The 22028-nt window shown below is 64.8% G+C and carries 19 protein-coding genes; 14 read left to right on the top strand and 5 right to left on the bottom strand.

Annotated elements, in window-relative coordinates:
• Positions 1-3: 3 nt before the first annotated feature.
• From glpX to RBB16_RS08020, 3 genes are all read right to left on the bottom strand, one after another.
• Positions 4-969, bottom strand: coding sequence for a class II fructose-bisphosphatase (glpX, locus tag RBB16_RS08010; RefSeq protein ID WP_071690811.1), 966 nt, complete (start codon positions 967-969; stop codon positions 4-6).
• Positions 970-1092: 123 nt separating this feature from the next.
• Positions 1093-2379 (bottom strand): homoserine dehydrogenase, encoded by a 1287-nt coding sequence (locus tag RBB16_RS08015; protein WP_306045663.1) that lies wholly within the window; start codon positions 2377-2379, stop codon positions 1093-1095.
• Positions 2380-2462: 83 nt separating this feature from the next.
• Positions 2463-2717, bottom strand: coding sequence for a hypothetical protein (locus RBB16_RS08020; protein WP_306045664.1), 255 nt, complete (start codon positions 2715-2717; stop codon positions 2463-2465).
• Between the two features lie 127 nt (positions 2718-2844).
• On the opposite strand from RBB16_RS08020, the gene RBB16_RS08025 reads away from it, so the two are divergent.
• From RBB16_RS08025 to RBB16_RS08035, 3 genes are all read left to right on the top strand, one after another.
• Positions 2845-3426 (top strand): TetR/AcrR family transcriptional regulator, encoded by a 582-nt coding sequence (locus RBB16_RS08025; protein ID WP_306045665.1) that lies wholly within the window; start codon positions 2845-2847, stop codon positions 3424-3426.
• A 109-nt stretch (positions 3427-3535) separates the two neighbouring features.
• Positions 3536-4696: a Xaa-Pro peptidase family protein gene (locus tag RBB16_RS08030; protein WP_306045666.1), complete on the top strand. Its 1161-nt coding sequence runs from the start codon at positions 3536-3538 to the stop codon at positions 4694-4696.
• Positions 4693-5475, top strand: coding sequence for a carbon-nitrogen hydrolase family protein (locus RBB16_RS08035; protein ID WP_306045667.1), 783 nt, complete (start codon positions 4693-4695; stop codon positions 5473-5475). The genes RBB16_RS08030 and RBB16_RS08035 overlap by 4 nt, the downstream gene beginning before the upstream one ends.
• Before the next feature lie 305 nt (positions 5476-5780).
• Here the strand turns inward: RBB16_RS08035 and glyA are convergent, their stop codons facing one another.
• Positions 5781-7076, bottom strand: a complete 1296-nt coding sequence (gene glyA, locus RBB16_RS08040) for a serine hydroxymethyltransferase (RefSeq protein ID WP_306045668.1) — start codon at positions 7074-7076, stop codon at positions 5781-5783.
• 205 nt (positions 7077-7281) lie between these two features.
• Between glyA and RBB16_RS08045 the strand changes: the two genes are divergently transcribed.
• From RBB16_RS08045 to RBB16_RS08095, 11 genes are all read left to right on the top strand, one after another.
• Positions 7282-8049 (top strand): NAD kinase, encoded by a 768-nt coding sequence (locus RBB16_RS08045; RefSeq protein WP_306045669.1) that lies wholly within the window; start codon positions 7282-7284, stop codon positions 8047-8049.
• A gap of 82 nt (positions 8050-8131) precedes the next feature.
• The gene (locus RBB16_RS08050) at positions 8132-10411 is read left to right on the top strand and encodes an NADP-dependent malic enzyme (protein WP_306045670.1); all 2280 of its coding nucleotides are present in this window, start codon (positions 8132-8134) and stop codon (positions 10409-10411) included.
• A 272-nt stretch (positions 10412-10683) separates the two neighbouring features.
• Positions 10684-11460, top strand: coding sequence for an outer membrane protein (locus tag RBB16_RS08055; protein WP_306045671.1), 777 nt, complete (start codon positions 10684-10686; stop codon positions 11458-11460).
• 150 nt (positions 11461-11610) lie between these two features.
• On the top strand, positions 11611-13500 hold the full coding sequence (gene prpE, locus RBB16_RS08060; protein WP_306045672.1) for a propionate-CoA ligase PrpE: 1890 nt from the start codon (positions 11611-11613) through the stop codon (positions 13498-13500).
• A 135-nt stretch (positions 13501-13635) separates the two neighbouring features.
• Positions 13636-15144, top strand: coding sequence for an ATP-binding protein (locus RBB16_RS08065; protein WP_306045673.1), 1509 nt, complete (start codon positions 13636-13638; stop codon positions 15142-15144).
• 67 nt (positions 15145-15211) lie between these two features.
• Complete coding sequence (locus RBB16_RS08070) at positions 15212-15604, top strand: cytidine deaminase (RefSeq protein WP_306045674.1); 393 nt, start codon at positions 15212-15214, stop codon at positions 15602-15604.
• A gap of 3 nt (positions 15605-15607) precedes the next feature.
• The gene (locus tag RBB16_RS08075) at positions 15608-16915 is read left to right on the top strand and encodes a thymidine phosphorylase (protein WP_306045675.1); all 1308 of its coding nucleotides are present in this window, start codon (positions 15608-15610) and stop codon (positions 16913-16915) included.
• Positions 16916-18124, top strand: a complete 1209-nt coding sequence (locus RBB16_RS08080) for a phosphopentomutase (protein WP_306045676.1) — start codon at positions 16916-16918, stop codon at positions 18122-18124.
• A complete protein-coding gene (locus tag RBB16_RS08085) occupies positions 18121-19104 on the top strand; it encodes an adenosine deaminase (protein ID WP_306045677.1) in 984 nt (327 codons plus the stop codon). The genes RBB16_RS08080 and RBB16_RS08085 overlap by 4 nt, the downstream gene beginning before the upstream one ends.
• The gene (upp, locus tag RBB16_RS08090; protein ID WP_371931225.1) at positions 19104-19733 is read left to right on the top strand and encodes a uracil phosphoribosyltransferase; all 630 of its coding nucleotides are present in this window, start codon (positions 19104-19106) and stop codon (positions 19731-19733) included. Before RBB16_RS08085 ends, upp begins: the two co-directional genes overlap by 1 nt.
• Before the next feature lie 70 nt (positions 19734-19803).
• Positions 19804-20910, top strand: a complete 1107-nt coding sequence (locus RBB16_RS08095; RefSeq protein WP_306045678.1) for an SPOR domain-containing protein — start codon at positions 19804-19806, stop codon at positions 20908-20910.
• Positions 20911-20921: 11 nt separating this feature from the next.
• Here RBB16_RS08095 and RBB16_RS08100 read toward each other — a convergent pair whose 3' ends face one another.
• Entirely contained in the window at positions 20922-21938 is a 1017-nt protein-coding gene (locus tag RBB16_RS08100; RefSeq protein WP_306045679.1) for a hypothetical protein, read from the bottom strand.
• Between the last annotated feature and the right edge of the window lie 90 nt (positions 21939-22028).

Here is a 22028-nt window from a genome sequence, read left to right on the forward strand (position 1 = left end):
GCCTTAGCGAGAGGGGTTGCGGTAGATCATCTTGCGCACCGACCCGGTCTTGGACCGCATCAGCAGCGTTTCCACGGTCAGCCAGCCCACCTCGCGCTTGATGCCGTTGAGGATGGAGCCGTTGGTGACGCCGGTGGCCGAAAAGATCACGTCCTGCGTCACCATCTCGTCGCGCGAATAGATGCGGTCCAGATCGGTGATGCCGGTCTTGGCGGCGCGGGCGCGTTCGTCGTCGTTACGGAAGACGAGCTGGCCATACATCTGCCCGCCCATGCATTTCAGCGCGGCGGCGGCCAGAACGCCCTCGGGCGCGCCCCCGCGACCCATATACATGTCGATGCCGGTCACGTCGGGTTCGGCGCAATGCATGACGCCCGCAACGTCGCCATCGGTGATCAGGCGGATGGCCGCGCCGGTGCCGCGCACCTCTTCGATCATCTGTTCATGCCGGGGACGTTCGAGGATGCAGACGGTGATGTCAGAGGGCAGGCAGCCCTTGGCATTGGCCAGAGCGGACACGCGGGTGGCCGGGTCCATGTCGAGCGTCACGATGCCTTCGGGATAGCCCGGCCCGATGGCGAGCTTGTCCATATAGGTGTCGGGCGCGTGCAGCATCGAGCCGCGCGGACCCATGGCGATGACGGTCAGCGCATTCGGCATGTCCTTGGCAGTGAGCGTCGTGCCTTCCAGCGGGTCGAGCGCGATGTCCACGGCGGGGCCGTCACCGGTGCCGACCTCTTCACCGATATAAAGCATCGGGGCTTCGTCCCGTTCGCCCTCGCCGATCACCACCATCCCGGCGATGTCCAGCATGTTCAGCTGGTCGCGCATGGCGTTGACCGCCGCCTGATCCGCCGCCTTCTCATCGCCGCGCCCGATGAGCTTGGCAGAGGCGATGGCAGCGGCCTCGGACACGCGGGCGAGGCCGAGGGACAACATGCGGTCATTGAAATCGGTGGGATGAGACATTTGGGACAATCCAGTTTTTCTTGGGCCGTTTGGAAATCATTACCCCGCACCGGGGCTCCGGCACAAGGCGGGGGAGCCCCCCGTGACGTTTACGCTCTGACCGTTTCGAGCCTGTAACGACGGTCAGACATTCTCGATCCGCAGCGCGACGGGCTGGCCGATCACCACATCGGTCTTGGGCAGGGCCTCCAGCGCGTCCTGAAGCGAGGGCGCGGCGACCTTGTGGGTCACGATCAGAACAGGCGCATCGGTGCTGCCATGGCTGCGCTGGCGCATCCGGTCGATGGAGATGCCGCAATCGCCCAGAACGGCCGCGACCTTGGCCAGCGCGCCCGGCTTGTCCTTGAGAGTCAGGCGCAGATAGTAAGGCGCGGCGGTGGCCACGGCGGCGCGGTTGGCCTTGATCAGTGTCGCGGCGGGCTGGCCGAAGGTGGACAGGCGGATGCCACGGGCAATGTCCAGCACGTCGGACATGACGGCACTTGCGGTCGGGCCTTCCCCGGCCCCGGCCCCGCGCATCACGATCTGGCCCACGGAATCGCCATCGAGCACCACCATGTTGGTGCCACCTTCCAACTGGCCGAGGGGGCTGTTTTCGGGCACAAGGCACGGCGTCATACGCTGTTCCAGCCCGCGCCCCGTCATCCGGGCAACGCCAAGCAGCTTGATGCGGAAGCCCAGTTCAGCGGCCTGGTTGATATCCTCGATGGTGACCTGGCCGATCCCTTCCAGCGCCACCCCGTCGAAATCCACCTGGGTGCCGAAGGCGATGGCGGACAGAAGCGCCAGCTTGTGGCCCGCGTCGATGCCGCCCACGTCGAGATTGGGATCGGCCTCCAGATAGCCGAGCTGATTGGCTTCCTCAAAGACCTCATCATAGGACAGGCCCGCCGACTGCATCCGCGTCAGGATATAGTTGCAGGTGCCGTTCATGACGCCCATGACACGGCTGATTTCGTTGCCTGCCAGCCCTTCGGTCAGGGCCTTGATCACCGGGATGCCGCCTGCAACGGCGGCCTCGAAGCGGATCACCCGGCCAGCGGCCTCGGCGGCCTCGGCCATGACCTGCCCGTGATGGGCCAGCATCGCCTTGTTGGCGGTGACCACATCCTTGCCCGCCGCGATGGCGGCCTCGGTCGCGGCCTTGGCCGGACCGTCGGAGCCGCCCATCAATTCCACGAACACATCCACATCGTCGCGGGTGGCCAGAACCACCGGATCGTCTTCCCACGCATAACCCGAGATATCGACGCCGCGATCCTTGTCGCGGGACCGCGCCGACACCGCCGAGATCGTCACCGGTCGGCCAGTGCGCGCGGCCAGAAGATCGGCCTTCTGCTGGACGATCTTCACGACGCCCACGCCCACGGTCCCAAGCCCGGCGATGCCAAGGCGAAGCGGGTCTGTCATGGAAAATCCTCCGGCTGTCTGGTCTTGCAGGTTTTCATGTCTGTTAGCGGCAATGACCGGGCGGCGCAACGTGGGCCGGTGGCTTAATTGATGCTGAGCCTGCGCAGAATCGCGGCACGGCGGCGCAGGTCGGCCGCGCGCCATTGCAATGTGCGGCCTTCGGTATCGGCGGCGCGGGGCGGCAGCGCCTCGGCCCCGGCCAGCAGGGGCCCAAGCGGCACCAGTTCCGGCCAGTCCGCCGCGCGGCTGGTTTCGGTGATCGAGGCATCAAGTTCGGGCGCGCGAATCGAACAGGCGGAAAGCACCAGCAGCAAGGAAAGACAGATCACGGCGCGCATGGCGGCCCCCATGGCAGAAACGAGCCCCCAACTGATAGCGCGGGCAGGCGGGCGACGTCCAGCGGCAAGGCGGTTTTGATGAATTGAACATCTGTTCATATCGGGTGGGCAGCGCTAGGGTGCTGACATGGCACGCAAACAAGGCTCACATGCGGAAACCACCGGTCCCAAGGTCCGCGATGCCGCGCTGAAACTGTTCGCGCGGCATGGCTTTGCCGCCGTCTCCATGCGCCAGATCGCCAAGGAGGTGGGGGTGCAGGCCGGGGCGCTCTATCTCTACACGCCGGACAAGCAGTCGCTTCTGTTCGAACTGATGCGCGATCACATGGACCATCTGCTGAGCCATTGGCAGGTGCCCGACGGCCCGCCGCTGGAACAGCTGGAAGACTTCTGCCGCCACCATATCCGCTATCACCTCGACCGGCCGGAGCTGGTCTTCATCGCCTATATGGAACTGCGCAACCTGGAGCCGGAAAACTTCGCCGTGATCGAAACGCTGCGGCGGCAATATGAGGACCGGCTGCAGGGGATCTTGCAGCGTGGCCAACAAAGCGGTGCCTTTGCTGTCGCGGATAGCAAGCTGGCTACAATGGCGATCATCGCGATGCTGACCGGGGTCAACACCTGGTACCGTGAAGGCGGGCGTCTGGCGCGCGCCGATGTGGAAGGCATCTACTGGGACATGGTCCGCAAATCCGTGGCCGCCTGAAGGTCGGGCGTGGCGCGGCTTGTCCCTGAGCGACACGGAAAGGCCGCGATTTGGCATGCATCCGTCTGTGACGCACGCAGGCTGGTCAATAGCCAACAGGGGGACGAGAATGCTCGATGAAGCCAAAGACAGACACGCGCGGTTCCAGCAGAAACTGGCCGATGCCGGGATCGAGGTGGCGCTGATCACGGATGAAGCCTCGATCGGCTATCTGGCCGGGTTCTGGGGGTATCTGTCGGTGGAATTCGGACGGCCCACGGCGCTGGTGGTTCGGCCAGATGCAGCGCCTGTCGTCGTCACGCCACTGATGGAAAGCGAGATGGTGGGCGCCATGACCTGGGTCGAGGATATCGTGACCTGGGAGGATATGGGCAACACTCACTGGGTGCATGTTCTACCGACGGTGTTGGGGGATGCAAGCCGCGTGGCGGTCGAAAAGGGCACGCTGCCAGCGCCGCTGCGAAACTGGTTCGACGACCAGATGCCGGGGACCGAGCTGACCGATGTCTCGCCCATTCTGGGCGCAATGCGGATGATCAAGTCGCCCGCCGAGATCGAGGTGATGCGCCAGGCAGGCCAGATCGCGGGGGCGATGATGGGGGCGGCGCATGGGGCTCTGGCCGCAGACGTGCCGGAATACGAGGCCGCTTTGGCCGTGATCGACGCGGGCACCCGCAAGGCTGCGGGCTTCCTGACCGACAGGGGGTGGGAGGCCTTCGTCTCGCCGATGATCCAGGGGTTGCAGATCATGCAATCGGGCAGCGACACCTCGATGGTGCACCGCCGCGCCAGCGTGAAGCGGCTTGCCCCCGGCGACCCGGTCTATTTCTGCTTCTGCAACATGGCGCAGTTCAAGCTCTACAAGCTCGGCTTCGACCGGATGTTCTTCATCGAACACGCCAGCGATGACGCGATCCGGGTGCAGCAGGCGGCGATCGACGCGCAGCAGGCGGCGATTGCGGCGATCCGGCCGGGGGTGACGGCGGAAAGCGTGGCGGAGGCCGCGAACGAGGTTTATCGCGCGCGCGGCTACGAGACCGGCTATCGCACCGGGCGCTCCATCGGGATGAGCTATCTGGAAGCGCCGGAGCTGAAGGCGGGCGACCGGACGGTGCTGCAACCGGGGATGACCTTTGCCGTGGATGGCGGGATTTCTCTGGACGGGCAGTGCGGCGGGCGGATCGGGGATTCCGTCGTGGTGACGGAGACGGGCTGCGACTACCTGACGGACTACCCGCGCGAGATCCTCTATTCGGGACAGCTGCCGTGAGGGCGGGCATCTGGCAGAGCGACGGGGCGGGGCTGATGGCGGCGGAGCGGCTGGCGCGGCTGGAGGCGGCGATTGCGGGGCAGGGGCTCGACGTTGTGCTCTGCCCGGAGCTTTTCGCCTGCGGCTATCACATCGGGGACGATATTGCCCGGCTGGCGGAACCGGCGGAGGGGCCTTTCGCGCAGGCTGTGCAGGCGATGGCGGCGCGCACCGGGACGGCGGTGCTCTATGGCTATGCGGAGCGGGACGGCGACAAGGTCTACAATTCCGCGCAACTGGTGGGGCCGGATGGGCCCATTGCCCATCACCGCAAGCTGGTGATCCCGCCGGGGCCGGAAACCGGGCGCTTTGCCGAAGGGCAGGGTTGCGCGGTGTTCGACTTCGGGGGCCTGCGCTGCGCGATCCTCATTTGCTACGACGCGGAATTCCCGGAGGGCCCGCGCGCGGCGGCGCTGGCGGGGGCGGAGGTGCTGTTCGTGCCGACAGCGTTATCGGATCAGTGGGGAAACGTGTCGCGCGAGGTGATGCCGGCACGCGGCTTCGAGAACGGGTTTTGGCTGCTCTATGCCAACCATTCGGGCGCGGAAAACGGGCTGTCCTATTATGGCGGCAGCCGGATCGTGGGGCCGGTGGGGCAGAGCGTGGCTGTGGCCGGGGATGGACCCGAGTTGATCGCGGCACAGCTGGATGCTGCGGCGGTGCGGGCGGCGCGGGCGCGGTTGCCCTATCTGGCGGATCGGGAAGGGTTGTTGGCGCGATTGTCAGGGGCAGGCGCGTAGTTCAACCGGTTTCGCCGACTGCGTCGCCGACCCGGGGAGCGGCCCTCCTCAACCCCCGGCTGACGCCGGAGGCCTCGTCGGTCCGCGTTGCCACGAGGATGTGGCGCGGGAGTCGTGTCTGAGTTGCCGGACGGGTATCTGGTGCGGGTGGGATGCCTCCGGCGGAGGTATTTCCGGCCAAGATGAAACCATGACGTTCAGAGACGTGAGCCGCAAAAGCGGGAGGCTGTCGCGAAGAGACGGGGACAGCACAAAGGGCCACCCCGGATCGGGAGCGGCCCTTTGTCTGATGCGGTAAGCTGCACTCAGAGATCGGGGTAGAGCGGGAAGCGGGCGCAGAGCGCGGCCACTTCGGCCTTCACCTTTTCCTCGACCTCTGCATTGCCCTCTTCGCCATTGGCGGCCAGCCCGTCGACCACTTCGACGATCCAGTCCGCGATCTGGCGGAACTCGGCCTCGCCGAAGCCTCGGGTGGTGCCTGCGGGCGTACCGAGGCGGATGCCCGAGGTGATGGTGGGCTTTTCGGGATCGAAGGGGATGCCGTTCTTGTTGCAGGTGATGTGTGCGCGGCCCAGGGCCTTCTCGGTCGCGTTGCCCTTCACGCCCTTGGGGCGCAGGTCGACCAGCATCACATGGGTGTCGGTGCCGCCGGTGACGATATCGAGCCCGCCCTTCATCAGCTGATCGGCCAGCGCCACGGCATTGGCACGCACCTGTTGCTGGTAGGCCTTGAACTCGGGGCGCAGCGCCTCGCCGAAGGCCACGGCCTTGCCTGCGATCACATGCATGAGCGGGCCGCCCTGGATGCCGGGGAAGATGGCGGAGTTGACTTTCTTGGCGATGGTTTCGTCGTTGGTGACGATCATGCCGCCGCGGGGCCCGCGCAGGGTTTTATGTGTGGTGGTGGTGGCGACATCCGCATGGGGGAAGGGCGAGGGGTGTTCGCCCGCCGCCACGAGGCCCGCGAAATGGGCCATGTCGACCATCAGGTAGGCACCGACGCTGTCGGCGATTTCGCGGAACTTGGCGAAGTCGATCTGGCGCGGGATGGCCGAGCCGCCGGCGATGATCAGCTTGGGCTGGTGTTCGGTGGCAAGGGCCTGCACCTGGTCGTAGTCGATCAGGTTGTCCTGCTGACGCACGCCGTACTGGATGGCGTTGAACCACTTGCCCGACTGGTTGGGCCGTGCGCCGTGGGTCAGGTGCCCGCCGGCATCGAGGCTCATGCCCAGGATCGTGTCGCCGGGCTGCAGCAGCGCCGTGAAGACACCCTGGTTGGCCTGGGAACCGGAATTGGGCTGCACATTGGCATATTCACAGCCGAAAAGCTGCTTGGCGCGGTCGATGGCCAGATCTTCGGCGATGTCCACGAACTGGCAGCCGCCGTAGTAGCGACGACCCGGATAGCCCTCGGCATATTTGTTGGTCATCACCGAGCCCTGCGCTTCCATAACTGCACGGCTGACGATGTTTTCGGAGGCAATCAGCTCGATCTCGTCGCGCTGACGGCCAAGCTCCTTGGTGATGGCACCGAAGATTTCCGGGTCACGGGTGGCGAGGGTTTCGGTGAAGAAACCAGCGTCGCGGTGGGGCGCGGTCATGGCCTGTCTCCCTTACTGAAGGCGATGAGGGTCGTTTGGCTGCATCTATCCAAAGCAGGCGGGGCAAGGAAGCCCGGAAACCGGCGCATTTCGTCTCAGGAACGTCCACTATCGGAAACTTCACGGACGTCGCGGGCGAATCCGGGATTGAGTTTCCAACCGTCACGGGTGAACACTGGCAGAACCCAGACCCGCCGGAGACGCCATGCCCGCCGCCCGTAACATCAGCTTTCTTGCCTCTGACGCCCCGATCGCGCAGGAGGCACAGGCGCGGCTGGCTGCAAGGTATGGTCAGCACGATCCGGGCGAGGCCGACGTGATCGTGGCGCTTGGGGGCGACGGGTTCATGCTGTCGACGCTGCATGGAACGCAGGATCTGGACGCGCCGGTATACGGGATGAACCGGGGCACGGTCGGGTTCCTGATGAATGAATATGCCGAGGACGGGCTGATCGACCGGCTGGAAGCGGCGGAAGAGGCGGTGATCAATCCGCTGCATATGAAGGCTGTGGGGTCCGACGGAACCGTGACGGAGGCACTGGCGATCAACGAGGTCAGCCTGTTGCGCGCCGGGCCCCAGGCGGCGCGGTTGCAGATCTGGGTCGATGGCCGCATGCGGATGGAGGAGCTGGTCTGCGACGGGGCGCTTGTCTGCACGCCGGCGGGATCGACCGCCTACAACTATTCCGCGCATGGTCCGATTTTGCCCATTGGCTCGGACGTGTTGGCGCTGACGGCGATGGCGGCGTTCCGGCCCCGGCGCTGGCGCGGGGCGCTGTTGCCCAAGAACGCAGTCGTTCGGTTCGATGTGCTGGACCATGACAAGAGGCCGGTGATGGCCGATGCCGACAGCCGGTCGGTCGAAAACGTTGTCTCTGTTGAAATCCGGTCCGACCCCGAGATCGGGCATCGCATCCTGTTCGATCCCGGTCACGGTCTGGAAGAACGGCTGATCCGAGAGCAATTCGCGTGACGCGATCCGCGACGTTGGACCGCCTTTTCGCTTGCTGCGGAATATAGTTTAACGTTAAACAAGTTTCCGGGAGGCCCAATTCATGACCGATGACAAACACGACGCATTCCGCCAGGGGGCGCTCGACTACCACGAGTTCCCCAAGCCCGGTAAGCTGGAAATCCGCGCCACCAAGCCGCTGGCCAATGGCCGCGATCTGGCCCGCGCCTACAGCCCCGGCGTGGCAGAGGCCTGTGTCGAGATCAAGCGCGACCCGGCCGAGGCGTCCCGCTATACCGCGCGCGGCAATCTGGTGGCGGTCGTGTCGAACGGAACCGCCGTTCTGGGGCTTGGCAATATCGGTGCGCTGGCCTCCAAGCCGGTGATGGAGGGTAAGGCCGTCCTCTTCAAGAAATTCGCCAATGTGGATTGCTTCGATATCGAGGTGAACGAGCCCGACCCCTACAAGCTGGCCGAAATCGTCTGCGCGTTGGAGCCGACCTTCGGCGCGATCAACCTTGAAGACATCAAGGCCCCCGATTGCTTCATCGTCGAGAAGATCTGCCGCGAGCGTATGGGTATTCCCGTCTTCCACGACGACCAGCACGGCACCGCCATCGTTGTGGGGGCTGCGGCCACCAACGCGCTGCATCTTGCGGGCAAGAAATTCGAGGACATCAAGGTTGTGTCCACTGGTGGCGGGGCGGCGGGGATTGCCTGTCTCAACATGCTGTTGAAACTGGGCGTGAAGCGCGAAAACGTGTGGCTCTGCGATATTCACGGGCTGGTCTATGAGGGCCGAGCAGAGGACATGACCCCGCAGAAGGCGGACTATGCCCAGAAAAGCGCCCTGCGCACGCTGGATGACGTGATTGACGGGGCGGACCTGTTTCTGGGCCTCTCCGGTCCCGGCGTTCTGAAGGCCGCGATGGTGGCCAAGATGGCCAAGCAGCCCATTGTCTTCGCGCTGGCGAACCCGACGCCCGAGATCTTGCCTGATGATGTCCGCAGCGTCGCGCCTGATGCGATCATTGCCACGGGGCGCAGCGATTTTCCAAATCAGGTCAATAACGTACTCTGTTTTCCCTTCATTTTTAGGGGGGCGCTTGATGTGGGAGCGACCGAGATCAACGACGCCATGCAGATCGGCTGCGTCGAGGGCATCGCGGAACTCGCCCGCGCGACCACCAGCGCCGAGGCGGCAGCGGCCTACAAGGGGGAGCAACTGACCTTCGGGGCGGATTACCTGATCCCCAAACCTTTCGACCCGCGCCTGATCGGGGTGGTGGCCAGTTCCGTTGCCAGGGCGGCGATGGACAGTGGCGTTGCGACGCGCCCGCTGGAGGACTTTGACGCCTATCGGGAAAAACTGAACCAGTCGGTCTTTCGCTCTGCCCTGATCATGCGCCCGGTGTTCGAGGCAGCAGGCTCTACAACCCGCAAGCTCGTCTTTGCCGAGGGCGAGGATGAGCGGGTTCTGCGCGCCGCACAGGCCATGCTGGAGGAGATGACCGACACGCCCACTCTGATCGGTCGCCCGGAAGTGGTGCAGATGCGGATCGAGCGCGCGGGTCTGACCATTCGCCCCGACCGCGATTTCGAGCTGATCAACCCCGAAAGCGACCACCGCTATCGCGACTACTGGCAGAGCTACCTCGAAAAGATGCAGCGCCGGGGGGTCACGCCCGATCTGGCCCGCGCCATCATGCGCACCAACACGACCGCGATCGGGGCGGTCGCGGTTCAGCGCGGCGAGGCGGATTCGCTGATCTGCGGCACCTTCGGTCAGTATCTGTGGCACCTGAACTATATCACCCAGCTTCTCAGCGATGGCGGGTTGCATCCGGTCGGGGCGCTCAGCCTGATGATCCTGGAGGACGGGCCGCTCTTCATCGCGGATACCCATGTGCACGCGGTGCCGACGCCACAGCAGATCGCCGAAACCGTGATCGGTGCGGCCCGCCATGTGCGCCGCTTCGGGGTGGAGCCTAAGATCGCGCTCTGTTCAGGCAGCCAGTTCGGCAATCTCGACAGTGACAGCGGCCGGCGGATGCGCGCGGCGCTGGAGATCCTCGACGGCATGGGGCTCGATTTCGTTTATGAGGGCGAGATGCTGGCGGATGCCGCGCTCGACCCCGAGTTGAGAGAGCGGGTCTTCCCCGGCTGCCGACTCGAAGGGTCCGCCAACGCGCTGGTCTTTGCTTCAACCGATGCTGCAGGGGCGTCCCGTAACCTGTTGAAAGTCAAGGCAGGAGGGTTGGAGGTCGGTCCGATTCTGATGGGGATGGGCAACCGTGCCCATATCGTCACACCCTCGATCACCGCGCGGGGGCTGTTGAACATCTCGGCCCTGGCCGGTACGCCGGTCCAGCACTACGGCTGACAAACGCTTTCAATTCAAGTGGTTGCTTGCAGAGGGGCCAATCGCAGATCGCGGTTGGCCCTGTTCTTTTGCCTCGTGTGACTGTGGCGTGTTTGCATGATCGCAACGGCTCCTGCCCATTGGGCAAAATGGGGGGAGATTTCCGGAATCCGATGTGTTAACACTGGTTAATGACGCGTTAACGAAAGTTAAGCGATCGTTAATAATAACGTCGGGCGCCAAAAAACAGTCCGGCAGAGGCAACATAAGGTTTCACGAGGAGAAGCACTCCCATGCCCAGACTCCATTCTGCTCTGGCAGCATCCGCTGCCATGGCCACTCTCGTTGCGGCGCTTCCGGCGGCAGCGGATGGCCCCTCTCCGCAGGTGTCCCCCACCGTCTATGAACCGGCACCGGTTCAGCAGGTTTCCAACGATTTCTGGTCGGGCCTGTTCATCGGCGGTGCGCTTGGCATCGGCATTTCGCAGCACCAGTACAGCGGCAATTTCGATTCCGTCGACCGGCTCGAGTTCTCCCATGATCTGGGCGAACATGGCGGCCTGGCGTCGATCCAGATCGGCTACACCTTCGCCATGTCGGAACGCACCTATGTGGGTGCAACCTTCGACTACACGATCTTCGATGTGAACGCGAATTCCCACATGCAGTATCTCGTGGGTGGCCAGCAGGTGACCATCGACCAGGAAATCACGCCCGAAAGCATGATGACCATCGGTGGCCGCGTCGGTGTTCTGGCCAACGAGAACACCCAGTTCTACGGCATGCTCGGCTGGTCGCGCGCCAGCTTCGGCGAGTCGCATAACTACAACGGCGGCGGCGTCCTGACCGGTCTGGCCAGCACGGCCTCGGGGTCTTACGAGGTGGATGGTGCGACCATCGGGATCGGTATGGAAACCCGCCTTGGCGACCGGACCTCGCTCGGGGTGGAATACCGCTACACCGATCTGGGCGATCAGACGATCTTCAGCTCCAATGTCGGCGGGATCTACTCGACCCAGACCTCGAATGCGGTGCAGCAGGTGCGGGTCGGTTTGAACATGCACTTCTGATCCCGGTCAGTCGCGAGTTCTTGACGGGGCGTCCTTTTGGGCGCCCCGTTGCTTTTGCGGGGCTGCGTCAATGAAACCCTTTGTCTGACGGGGCAAGGGGATGTAGGTCGTGCCGCAGGGGAATGCAGGACATCTTTTGGAGGAGACGACATGGGCTATTCGCATGTCTACGCCGAAGCCAAGGCAGACCCTGACGGGTTTTGGATGAACGCCGCCGAAGCCATCGATTGGGTCACGCCACCCACCAAGGCACTCTTTGACGACAATGCCCCGCTGTATGAATGGTTTTCGGACGGCACGCTGAATGCCTGCTGGAACGCGGTGGATCGCCATGTGGAGGCCGGCCATGGCGAGCGCATCGCCATCATCCACGACAGCCCCATCACCCATTCCAAGCACGAGATCACCTATAGCGAGCTGCGCGACCGGGTCGCCAGCCTTGCCGGTGCGCTGCGCGCCAAGGGGGTGGAAAAGGGCGACCGCGTCATCATCTACATGCCGATGGTGCCAGAAGCGCTGGAGGCGATGCTGGCCTGTTCCCGTCTTGGCGCGATCCATTCGGTCGTCTTCGGGGGCTTTGCCGCCAACGAGTTGGCCGTGCGCATCGACGATTGCCAGCCCAAATGCATCATCGCCGCCTCCTGCGGGTTGGAGCCGGGCCGCGTGGTCCACTACAAGCCGCTGCTCGATGGCGCCATCGACATGGCGGACCACAAGCCGGAATTCTGCGTGATCTTCCAGCGCGAACAAGAGGTTGCGCATCTGGAAGAAGGCCGAGATTTCGATTGGCACGGCTTCCAGTATGGCGTGGAGCCTGCCGAGTGCGTGCCCGTCGAGGGCAATCACCCGCACTATATCCTCTACACTTCCGGCACCACCGGCCAGCCCAAGGGCGTGATCCGACACACCGGCGGGCATATGGTGGCCCTGAACTGGACCATGCGGAACCTCTACGACATGAACCCCGGCGAGGTGTTCTGGGCCGCCTCCGACGTGGGCTGGGTCGTGGGTCACAGCTATATCTGTTACGCGCCGTTGACCTTCGGCTGCACCACCATCGTGTTCGAGGGCAAGCCCGTGGGCACCCCCGACGCGGGCACCTTCTGGCGGGTCATTCAGGATCACAAGGTCAAGTGCCTCTTCACTGCGCCCACTGCGCTGCGCGCCGTCAAGCGGGAAGACCCGCAGGGTGCGTTGATCGGCGACTACGATATCGGCTGCCTGGAATCCCTGTTCCTGGCTGGTGAGCGGGCCGACCCCGACACGATCATCTGGGCGCAGGACAAGCTCGGCGTACCGGTGGTGGATCACTGGTGGCAGACCGAAACCGGCTGGTGCATCGCGGGCAATCCGCTCGGGATCGAGAGGCTTCCGGTCAAGATCGGCTCGCCCTCCGTGCCGATGCCGGGCTACGACGTGCAGATCCTCGACGAGGGCGGGCATCCGGTGAAGGACGGCGAGCTTGGGGCCATCGCGGTGAAACTGCCGCTGCCGCCGGGCACGCTGCCGACGCTGTGGAACGCCGAGGCGCGGTTCCGCAAATCCTATCTCGACCACTTCCCCGGCTACTATGAAACCGGCGATGCGGGTTACAAGGACGAGGACGGATACCTCTACATCATGGCGCGCACCGATGACGTGATCAACGTTGCGGGCCACCGCCTGTCCACCGGCGGCATGGAAGAGGTTCTGGCCAGCCACCCGGATGTGGCGGAATGTGCCGTGATCGGCGTGGCGGATCAGCTGAAGGGGCAGATGCCCATGGGCTTCCTTTGCCTCAATGCCGGGACGCAGAAATCTGCTGAGGACGTGGTTTCGGAATGCGTCAAGCTGGTGCGCGAGAAGATCGGCCCCGTCGCGGCCTTCAAACTGGCCACCGTGGTGCAGCGGTTGCCCAAGACCCGCTCTGGCAAGATCCTTCGCGGCACCATGGTGAATATCGCCGACGGTAAGGATTATAAAATGCCCGCGACCATCGACGATCCGGCCATTCTGGATGAGATCACCGAAGCCCTGAAAGAGCTCGGCTACCCTAAGTAAGCTGACTTCCAAGGGAAAAAACGTCAGGCCGGGTGCGAAATCGCCCGGCCTTTTCGCGTCGTTAACCAAATCTTAACCTAACTGACGGTTGCATGGTCACCGGGGGCGCAACGCTGCTTGGGCAGGGGATGCGTGATGAACAAGGACGGCGATAGGCCCGGTAGGAACCCGGAACCGAGCGATCTGGAGGCGATGCGCGACGCGCTGCGCCTTTATGGTCATGACATACGCGCGGCGGTTTCCGATATCATCGGCGGGCTGCGGCTGATGGATGTGGACCGGCTACCGCCCGACGCCCAGACCCAGATCGAGCGGGTCCGCGTCGCGGGGGAAACCCTGGCCGAGCTGGTCGATGGCGCGATGATGCTGACCTCGGGCCGTGATGGTCAGGCCGCCGCCGCCAGCTTCGATTTCCGCAATTTCCTGGCCGGGATTGATCTGCGATGGTCGGGCCGGGCGCGTGAACAGGGGCTGACCTTCCGCGTCGAGATCGACCGGCATGTGGCCGAACGGGTGACTGTGGCCCGCATCAAGCTGGATCGCATCCTCGGCAACCTCATCGCCAACGCGCTCAAGTTCACCGATGCCGGGCAGGTGGTGTTGTCGGTCTGGCAGCAGGATGGCGACATGCATTTTCAGGTGCGGGATCAGGGCAGGGGGTTTTCCGATACGGCGCTGGAACGCCTGTTCACAGCGGGCGGGCGGCCAGAAGGGCAGGACCGGCCCGGCAGCGGCCTTGGGCTGCATATCTCCAAGGGTCTGGCGGATGGGCTTGGCGGGACCCTGCGGGTAGAGAACCTGCCCGAAGGCGGTGCGGATGTCACCCTGACCCTGCCGCGGGCCACATGGGAATGCCGCGATCATGCGGCGAATATGCCGGACCTCTCTGACCTGCGCATTCTGGTGGCGGAGGATAATGAGACCAACCAGCTTCTGGTGCGCCAGATGCTCGACGCCATGGATGCGCGGATGATCCTGGCTCGGGATGGGCAGGAAACGCTCGACCTGCTGGCGCGTGAGCCCGTGGATATCGCGCTTATCGACATTGAAATGCCGAAACTGTCGGGCATCGAGGTCATGCAGCGCCTGCGCGCCACGCCCGGTTTCGACACCCCCCTTGTGGCGCTCACCGCCTATGTGATGCGCGAGAACCGGGAGGCGATCTACGCCGCCGGGGCGGACGGGGTCATTGCCAAGCCGATCCGATCCGTCACCGCCTTCGGGCAGGCAATCCGCCGTCATGTGGATCGGCGCGGCCCCGCGGAGGCCCCACCCCCTGTCACAGCCCTCAACGGAACGCTCGACCGCAACCGTTTCGAGGCGATCCTTCAAGCCGCAGGCCCGTCCGGGCGCGGCGAACTGCTCGACCACCTGTTGCAGGATTTGCGCAGCGTTCAGGACAGCCTGCAACACGCCGTTCACATAAACGACACGGCCACCACACGGGCGCAGAGCCATATCCTGATCTCGCTTGCCGGGGCCATTGGCGCGGATCGCTTGCAGAACATGGCCGAGGCGTTGAACGCGGCGGCCCACAAGAACCGTCTGGCGGAGGCGAAATCGCTGGTTCAAAGCTGCGACGAGGCTCTGGCGGCTCTGATCACCCAGGTCGACCGCCGCGCGCGTCGAGAGGACCTTCTGTAGCGGAAGGCTTGCAAGCGCCGGAAGGCGGGACCACAGTGGGGGACACAGTTTCCGGAGGTTACCCCCCATGTCCCTCGTCGATGATGCCGCCCGCGTGCGCGAAAACGCCTATGTTCCCTATTCCCGCTTCAAGGTGGGGGCTGCTATTCGCAGCACGAAAGGAAACCTGTATCTCGGCGTCAATGTCGAAAACGCCGCCTACCCGGAAGGCACCTGTGCCGAGGCGGGCGCGATTGCTGCGATGATCGCGGCGGGCGACAGCCGGATTGCGGAAATTGCCGTCATCGCCGATTGCCCCGCGCCCGTGCCGCCCTGCGGCGGGTGCCGTCAGAAACTGGCGGAATTTGCCGATCCCGCGACACCCGTGACGCTGGCGACGACCGACGGCAAGCGGCTGGAAACCACCGTGGGCGAGTTGCTGCCGGGGGCCTTCGGAATGGGCCATATGGAAGGGGTCTGAACCATGGACGCCCGAGAGATCCTGGCGCGGCTGCGCGTTGGTGACGCGCTGACGCCTGAACATTTTCAATGGTTCGCCAAAGGGTTGGCGGATGGCACTGTCAGCGACTCTCAGGCCGGTGCCTTCGCCATGGCGATCTGCAAAACCCCCATCGGCAGGGACGCGCGGGTCAGTTTGACCCATGCGATGCGCGACACCGGGCAGGTTCTGGCGTGGGATCTCGACGGCCCGATCGTGGACAAGCATTCCACCGGCGGCGTGGGCGATACCGTATCCCTGCCGCTGGCCCCGGCGCTGGCCGCTTGCGGGGCTTATGTGCCGATGCTGTCAGGGCGCGGGCTTGGCCATACCGGCGGCACGCTCGACAAGATGGAGGCGATCCCCGGCTACCGCGCCATCATCGGCAATGACGAGTTGCAAAGGGTCGTGCGAGAGGTGGGCTGCGCCATCGTCGGGGCCTCGGGCGAAATCGCTCCGGCAGATAAGAGGCTCTATGCGGTGCGGGATGTGACCTCGACCGTGGAAAGCATCGACCTGATCACCGCCTCGATCCTGTCGAAGAAGCTTTCCGAAGGGCTCGATGCGCTTGTTCTCGACGTCAAGACCGGGTCGGGGGCCTTCATGGTGGACCCCGCCGATGCGCTGGCGCTGGCGCAATCGCTGGTCGACACGGCGCAGGGGGCGGGCTGCAAATGCGCGGCCCTGCTGACGGATATGAGCCAACCCTTGGCCACCACGGCGGGCAATGCGGTGGAGGTGATGGAGGCGATGGAGATCCTGACCGGATCGGGCGGGTCGCCCCGGATGCGGCAGGTGACCCTGTCGCTTGGCGGCGAATTGCTGGCGCTTTGCGGGTTGGCAACAGATGCGGCAGAGGGGGAAGCGAAGATCAACGATGCCCTCAACTCCGGCGCGGCGGCAGAGATTTTCGGCCGCATGGTGGCCGCACTCGGCGGGCCAAGCGATTTTGTATCCCGCTGGCGCGACCGGTTGCCTGCGGCCCCGGTCATGGTCGAAATCATGCCGAAGGACCCCGGTCATGTCGCCGCCATCGACACCCGCGCCGTGGGCGAGGCGGTGGTGCATTTGGGCGGCGGACGGCTGGTCCAGACCGACAAGGTGGACCCGGCTGTTGGCCTGACCGAGCTGGCCGGGATCGGTGAGCGGGTGGACCAATCCCGTCCTCTGGCCCGCATCCATGCCCGCAGCGAAGAGGACGCCCGCGCCGCCGCCGAAGCACTGCATCGGGCATACCGGCTGTCCGACAGCCCTGAGACCGCGCCGGCCCTCGTGCAGGAAAGGATTGCCTAGATGCCCCGCGCGTTTCTGGTTGTGATGGATTCCGTTGGCTGTGGCGGCGCGCCCGATGCGGACAGGTTCTTCAATGACGGGCATCCCGATACCGGGGCCAATACGCTCGGCCATATCGCGGCGGCCTGCGCGGCGGGCAGGGCAGAGGAGGGGCGCAGCGGGCCGCTTTCCATGCCCAACCTCGCGGCGCTCGGGCTGGGGCATGCGGTCGGGCTGGCATCAGGCGATGACGCGCCGGGGTTGATGATTGAGCCGGAGGGTCTTTGGGGCGCGGCGACCGAGATTAGTCCGGGCAAGGACACGCCGTCCGGCCACTGGGAACTGGCGGGCCTGCCGGTGCCCTGGGACTGGACCTATTTCAGCGACACGGAAAACAGCTTCCCGCCAGAGCTGATCGAAGAGGTCAAGCGCATCGCGGGCACCGACGGCATCCTTGGCAACCGCCATGCCTCCGGCACGCTGATCATCGACGTGGAGGGTGAGCGGCACCAGAAAACCGGCTGGCCCATCTGCTACACCTCCGCCGACAGCGTCTTCCAGATCGCCGCGCATGAGGAGACGTTCGGCCTCGACCGGCTCTACGACCTCTGCGAGAAGCTGGCCCCGACACTCCATGCGATGAAAGTGGGCCGGGTGATTGCGCGGCCTTTCGTGGGTCAGCCCGGTAGCTACACCCGAACGCCCAACCGCCACGACTACGCCATCATGCCGCCCGCGCCGACGCTGTGCGATTGGGTGCAGGGGGCAGGGCGCATGGTGCATGCCGTGGGCAAGATCGGCGACATCTTCTCCATGCGCGGGATCGACGATGTGGTGAAGGGGGCCGATGCCACGCTGATGGGGCATCTGGCGGACCTCGTGGACAGTGCCGAAGACGGCAGCCTGACCTTCGCCAATTTCGTGGAGTTCGACAGCATCTATGGTCATCGCCGCGATGTGTCGGGCTATGCGCGACATCTGGAATGGTTCGACGCGGAAATCGGCCCGATCCTGGCGAAGCTGCGCCCCGATGATCTGATGATCTTCACCGCAGACCATGGCAACGACCCCACCTGGATCGGCACCGACCACACGCGCGAACGGGTGCCGGTGCTTGGCAAGGGGCCGCAAACCGGGCAGATAGGGCTTTGCGCCTTTACCGATGTCGCGGCGTCCATCGCGGCCCATCTGGGGGTGCCATCACAAGGACCGGGCAAGAGTTTCCTATGAAGAGCATTCCCAAGATCGAACTTCACCTGCATCTCGAAGGCGGCGCGCCGCCCGCGTTCATCCGCGGGATCGCCAAGGAAAAGGGCACCGACCTCAGCCGCATCTTTCGCGAGGATGGCAGCTATTCCTACAAGGATTTCTGGCACTTCCTGAAGGTGTACGAGGCCGCAACCAGCGTGCTGACCACGCCAGAGGATTATGCCCGCCTGACCCGCGCCGTGCTGGAGGAAAGCGCCGAAAACGGGGTGGTCTATTCCGAAACCTTCATCAGCCCCGATTTCTGCGGCGGCGGCGATGTTGCCGCCTGGCGCGAATATCTGCACGCGATGGAGGAAACCGCGGCCAAGGCCGAGGTAGAGCTTGGCATCACCTTGCGCGGCATCATCACCTGCATCCGCCATTTCGGACCCGAGAAGGCCAAGCCCATTGCCGAATGCGCGGCCCAGACCAAGGGCAGCTTCATCACCGGCTTCGGTATCGCGGGCGATGAACTGATCGGCAAGCCCAAGGATTACCTCTGGGCCTTCGACTGCGCGCGCGAGGCGGGGCTGCGGCTGACCGCCCATGCGGGCGAATGGGGCGGGGCGGAAAGCGTGCGCGATGCGATCCGCGATCTGAATGTGGAACGCATCGGCCATGGTGTTCAGGCCATCACCGATCTCGCCCTTGTCGATGAGATTGCCGAGGCGGGCATCACATTGGAATGCTGTCCGGGGTCCAATGTCTTCCTGGGTGTCTTCCCTACATGGCGCGAGCATCCCATTGAAACCCTGCGGGAACGGGGGGTGAAGGTGACCGTCTCCACCGACGATCCGCCCTTTTTCCACACCACGATGTCCGCCGAATATGACCGCCTTGCCGACACGTTTGGCTGGGACGAGGAAATCTTTGACGAGATCAACGCCAATGCACTCGCCGCCGCCTTCTGCGATGAAGACACGAAGGACCGTGTGGCCAAGAAACTGAAGAAAGGGACCTGATGCAGCATCTAACCGTCGTCGATCACCCGCTGGTTCAGCACAAGCTGACGCTGATGCGGGAAAAGGACACCTCCACCGCCGTCTTCCGCCAGCTTCTGCGCGAGATCAGCCAGTTCCTGGCCTATGAGGTCACGCGCGAACTGCCGATGACCACCAAGCGCATCGAGACGCCCTTGCAGGAAATGGACGCCCCGGTTCTGGCGGGCCGCAAGCTGGCGCTGATCTCGATCCTGCGGGCGGGTAACGGGCTGCTCGACGGGATGCTCGAGCTGATCCCCTCGGCCCGTGTGGGCTTTGTCGGGCTTTACCGCGATGAGAAAACGCTGGAGCCCGTTCAATACTACTTCAAGGTGCCCGATGAGTTGGGCGAGCGCATGGTGATCGCCGTCGATCCGATGCTGGCCACCGGCAACAGCTCGGTTGCCGCCATTGACCTTCTGAAACAAGCCGGGGCCACGAATATCCGTTTCCTCTGCCTTCTGGCCGCGCCCGAGGGCGTTGCCCGCATGCAAGAGGCGCACCCGGATGTTCCCATCGTGACAGCCGCGCTCGATAGCCATCTGAATGAAAAGGGTTATATCGTTCCGGGCCTAGGGGATGCGGGCGACCGCATGTTCGGCACAAAATAGGCCATCGCCCCCTTTACCTGCGGACAATCCTCTGCCACTGTTTCCGGTACAGCAATGGGGGTTGTCTGGTATGTATCTGTTGCGGGCCGTTTCTGGATTGGCCGTGGCGGCGATTGTCGCCGTTCCTGTATCCGCGCAAAGCATTGCGCAGCTTGGTGGACCGGCGGAAACGCCGCCTTCGGGCTATTCTTCTGACCAATATGTCGACAGCCGGGGCTGCGTGTTCATTCGCGCGGGCTATGGCGGGCAGGAAACCTGGGTGCCCCGCGTGACGCGGGATCGGCAGCCGCTTTGCGGGTATGAGCCGTCTGGCGGCGGATCTGCCCCCGTGGCCGTGGCCGCGGCCCCGGAGCCCCCGGTCGAGGAGCCGACGGTCGAAATCGTCGTGGCCCCCGCAGCACCGTCCACACCCGCTGCACAGCCGCGCCCGGCGACCCCTGCACCGGTTGCCGTTGCGGCCGCGACTCCGGCCCCTGCCGCGCGTCCCACGCCTGCGCCACAGCCCGTCCGCGCGGTCAGCTGTCAGGGCCTGCCTGCGGGCGCCGCGCAATATATGCAGGGTTCCGGCCTGCGCTGTGGCCCTCAGGCCATCCACCCCGCCGATGGCCAGCCGGTCCTGCGCGTGGCCGGTGCCGGATCGCCCTCGCGCCATGTGGATCTTGCGCCGGTCGTCATTCCCGAGGGCTACCGTCAGGCCTGGACCGACGGTCGCCTGAACGCCGCGCGCGGCCTGCCTTATGCCACGACCGAAGGCGATGCCGCCATGGCGCAGCTCTGGTCCGAGACCGTGCCGCGCGAGGCCGTTGACCCCGCTGCCGACGGCGTCGCCGTGAGCCGCGCAACGGCGGTTCCGGCCGCTGCGCCGCTGGTGACCCGCGCCTCTTCCACCCCGAACATCGCGGCGGAGGACAGCACGGCAGAGGCTCCGGCCATCAGGGTGCCCGCCGGTCACCGCTATGTGGAGATCGCCCGCTATTCCGACCGCGCCACAGCCGATGCCGCGCGACTGCGCTTGCAGCAGCAGGGCATGGCCACGATGCTGGGGGGCGTCGCGCAGGACAGCGGCGACTTCAGCACTTTCGTGGTTCTGGCCGGGCCGTTCGATGACGCCGCGATGCTTGGGCAGACCCTGTCTGCTGCACGCGGGCTAGGCTATGGCGGGGCGGTCACGCGCTAGGGGCGGCGGGGTCAGCCGCCGCAGATTTCCTGCAAGGCAATCCAGTTCTGATCCGTCATCAGCGGCGCGCGCAATCGGCCGCGCATCGGATCGCCCTCGATCAGATCGAGAACGGATTCCCCTGTCAGATCAATCGCATAGGCGTATGGCTCGGTCGACACACCTGCCCGTTCGAACCGGGCGAGCACAAGCGGGAGATCCACGCTGACGGGCGGTGTCGTCAGCAGCCGGGCCGCATGGGCGCGCAGGTGGCTGTCGTCAATCTCTCCGGTGGTCAGCAAGCGGCCCGTGGCCATCAGCCCCGATTGCTCCAGCAGGTGCAGCATCGGGTCACGCAAACGGCGGCGGAGGTCTTCGATCAGCAGAAAGCCCGCTAGCACTTCCGGCCCCTCGTAATCCTCGACCAGAGCCCGGTTCACCACGATGATGTTGCCGGGCAGGCTGGCAGTGGTCTGAGCGGTGGAGGGCAGCACGATGATCTGTGGCGCCTGCGGGCCAAAGACGGCCCTGCTCAGATCCCGCATCGACGACACACCGCCGGGGCCGGCGCAAGGGCGGCCCGAGAGGTCGGCCATCTCGGCCAGAATGCTCTGCCCGATATCCGTCCGGCTTGCCGCAGGCAGCATTTCCGCGGTCTGGCGGGTCAGGGCGCCGGGGAGCCAGATGATGCAGATGAGAAGGGTGATGAGGCTGAGAAAAGCGCCGAGCCAGAGGCGCAGGCGGCCGGGATGGGGGCGGCGTTTCTCGATGGCGTTGCGCACCCGTTCGATGGCGTCGATCATGTCTGTATCGGAGATTTCCAGCAGTTCGTCGGCCTCGCCATCGGGGGCGTAAAGCGCCGGAATCTTCCCGGAATTCAACCGCTTGACGGCAGGCAAAGACCAATGGGACAGCGCCGTTTCGGCCATGGTCGAGATCACCAGCGTCGCATCGCCAAGCGAGATCACGACCTCGCGGCGCTGGCTGTCGGGGGTCTCTCGCCAGAGCCCCGTGCTCTCCAGACGCTGATATTCCGTAAGCGCCGTCATGCCCGATCTATCACCTTGTTTTTCTGACAGAATACCGGAAACACCCGCCCGGAACAACGGTTCTGTGCAGCCCGGTGCCCCCCGTACACC

The sequence above is a fragment of the Nioella sp. MMSF_3534 genome, assembly GCF_030732985.1.
Classification (GTDB): Bacteria; Pseudomonadota; Alphaproteobacteria; order Rhodobacterales; family Rhodobacteraceae; genus Nioella.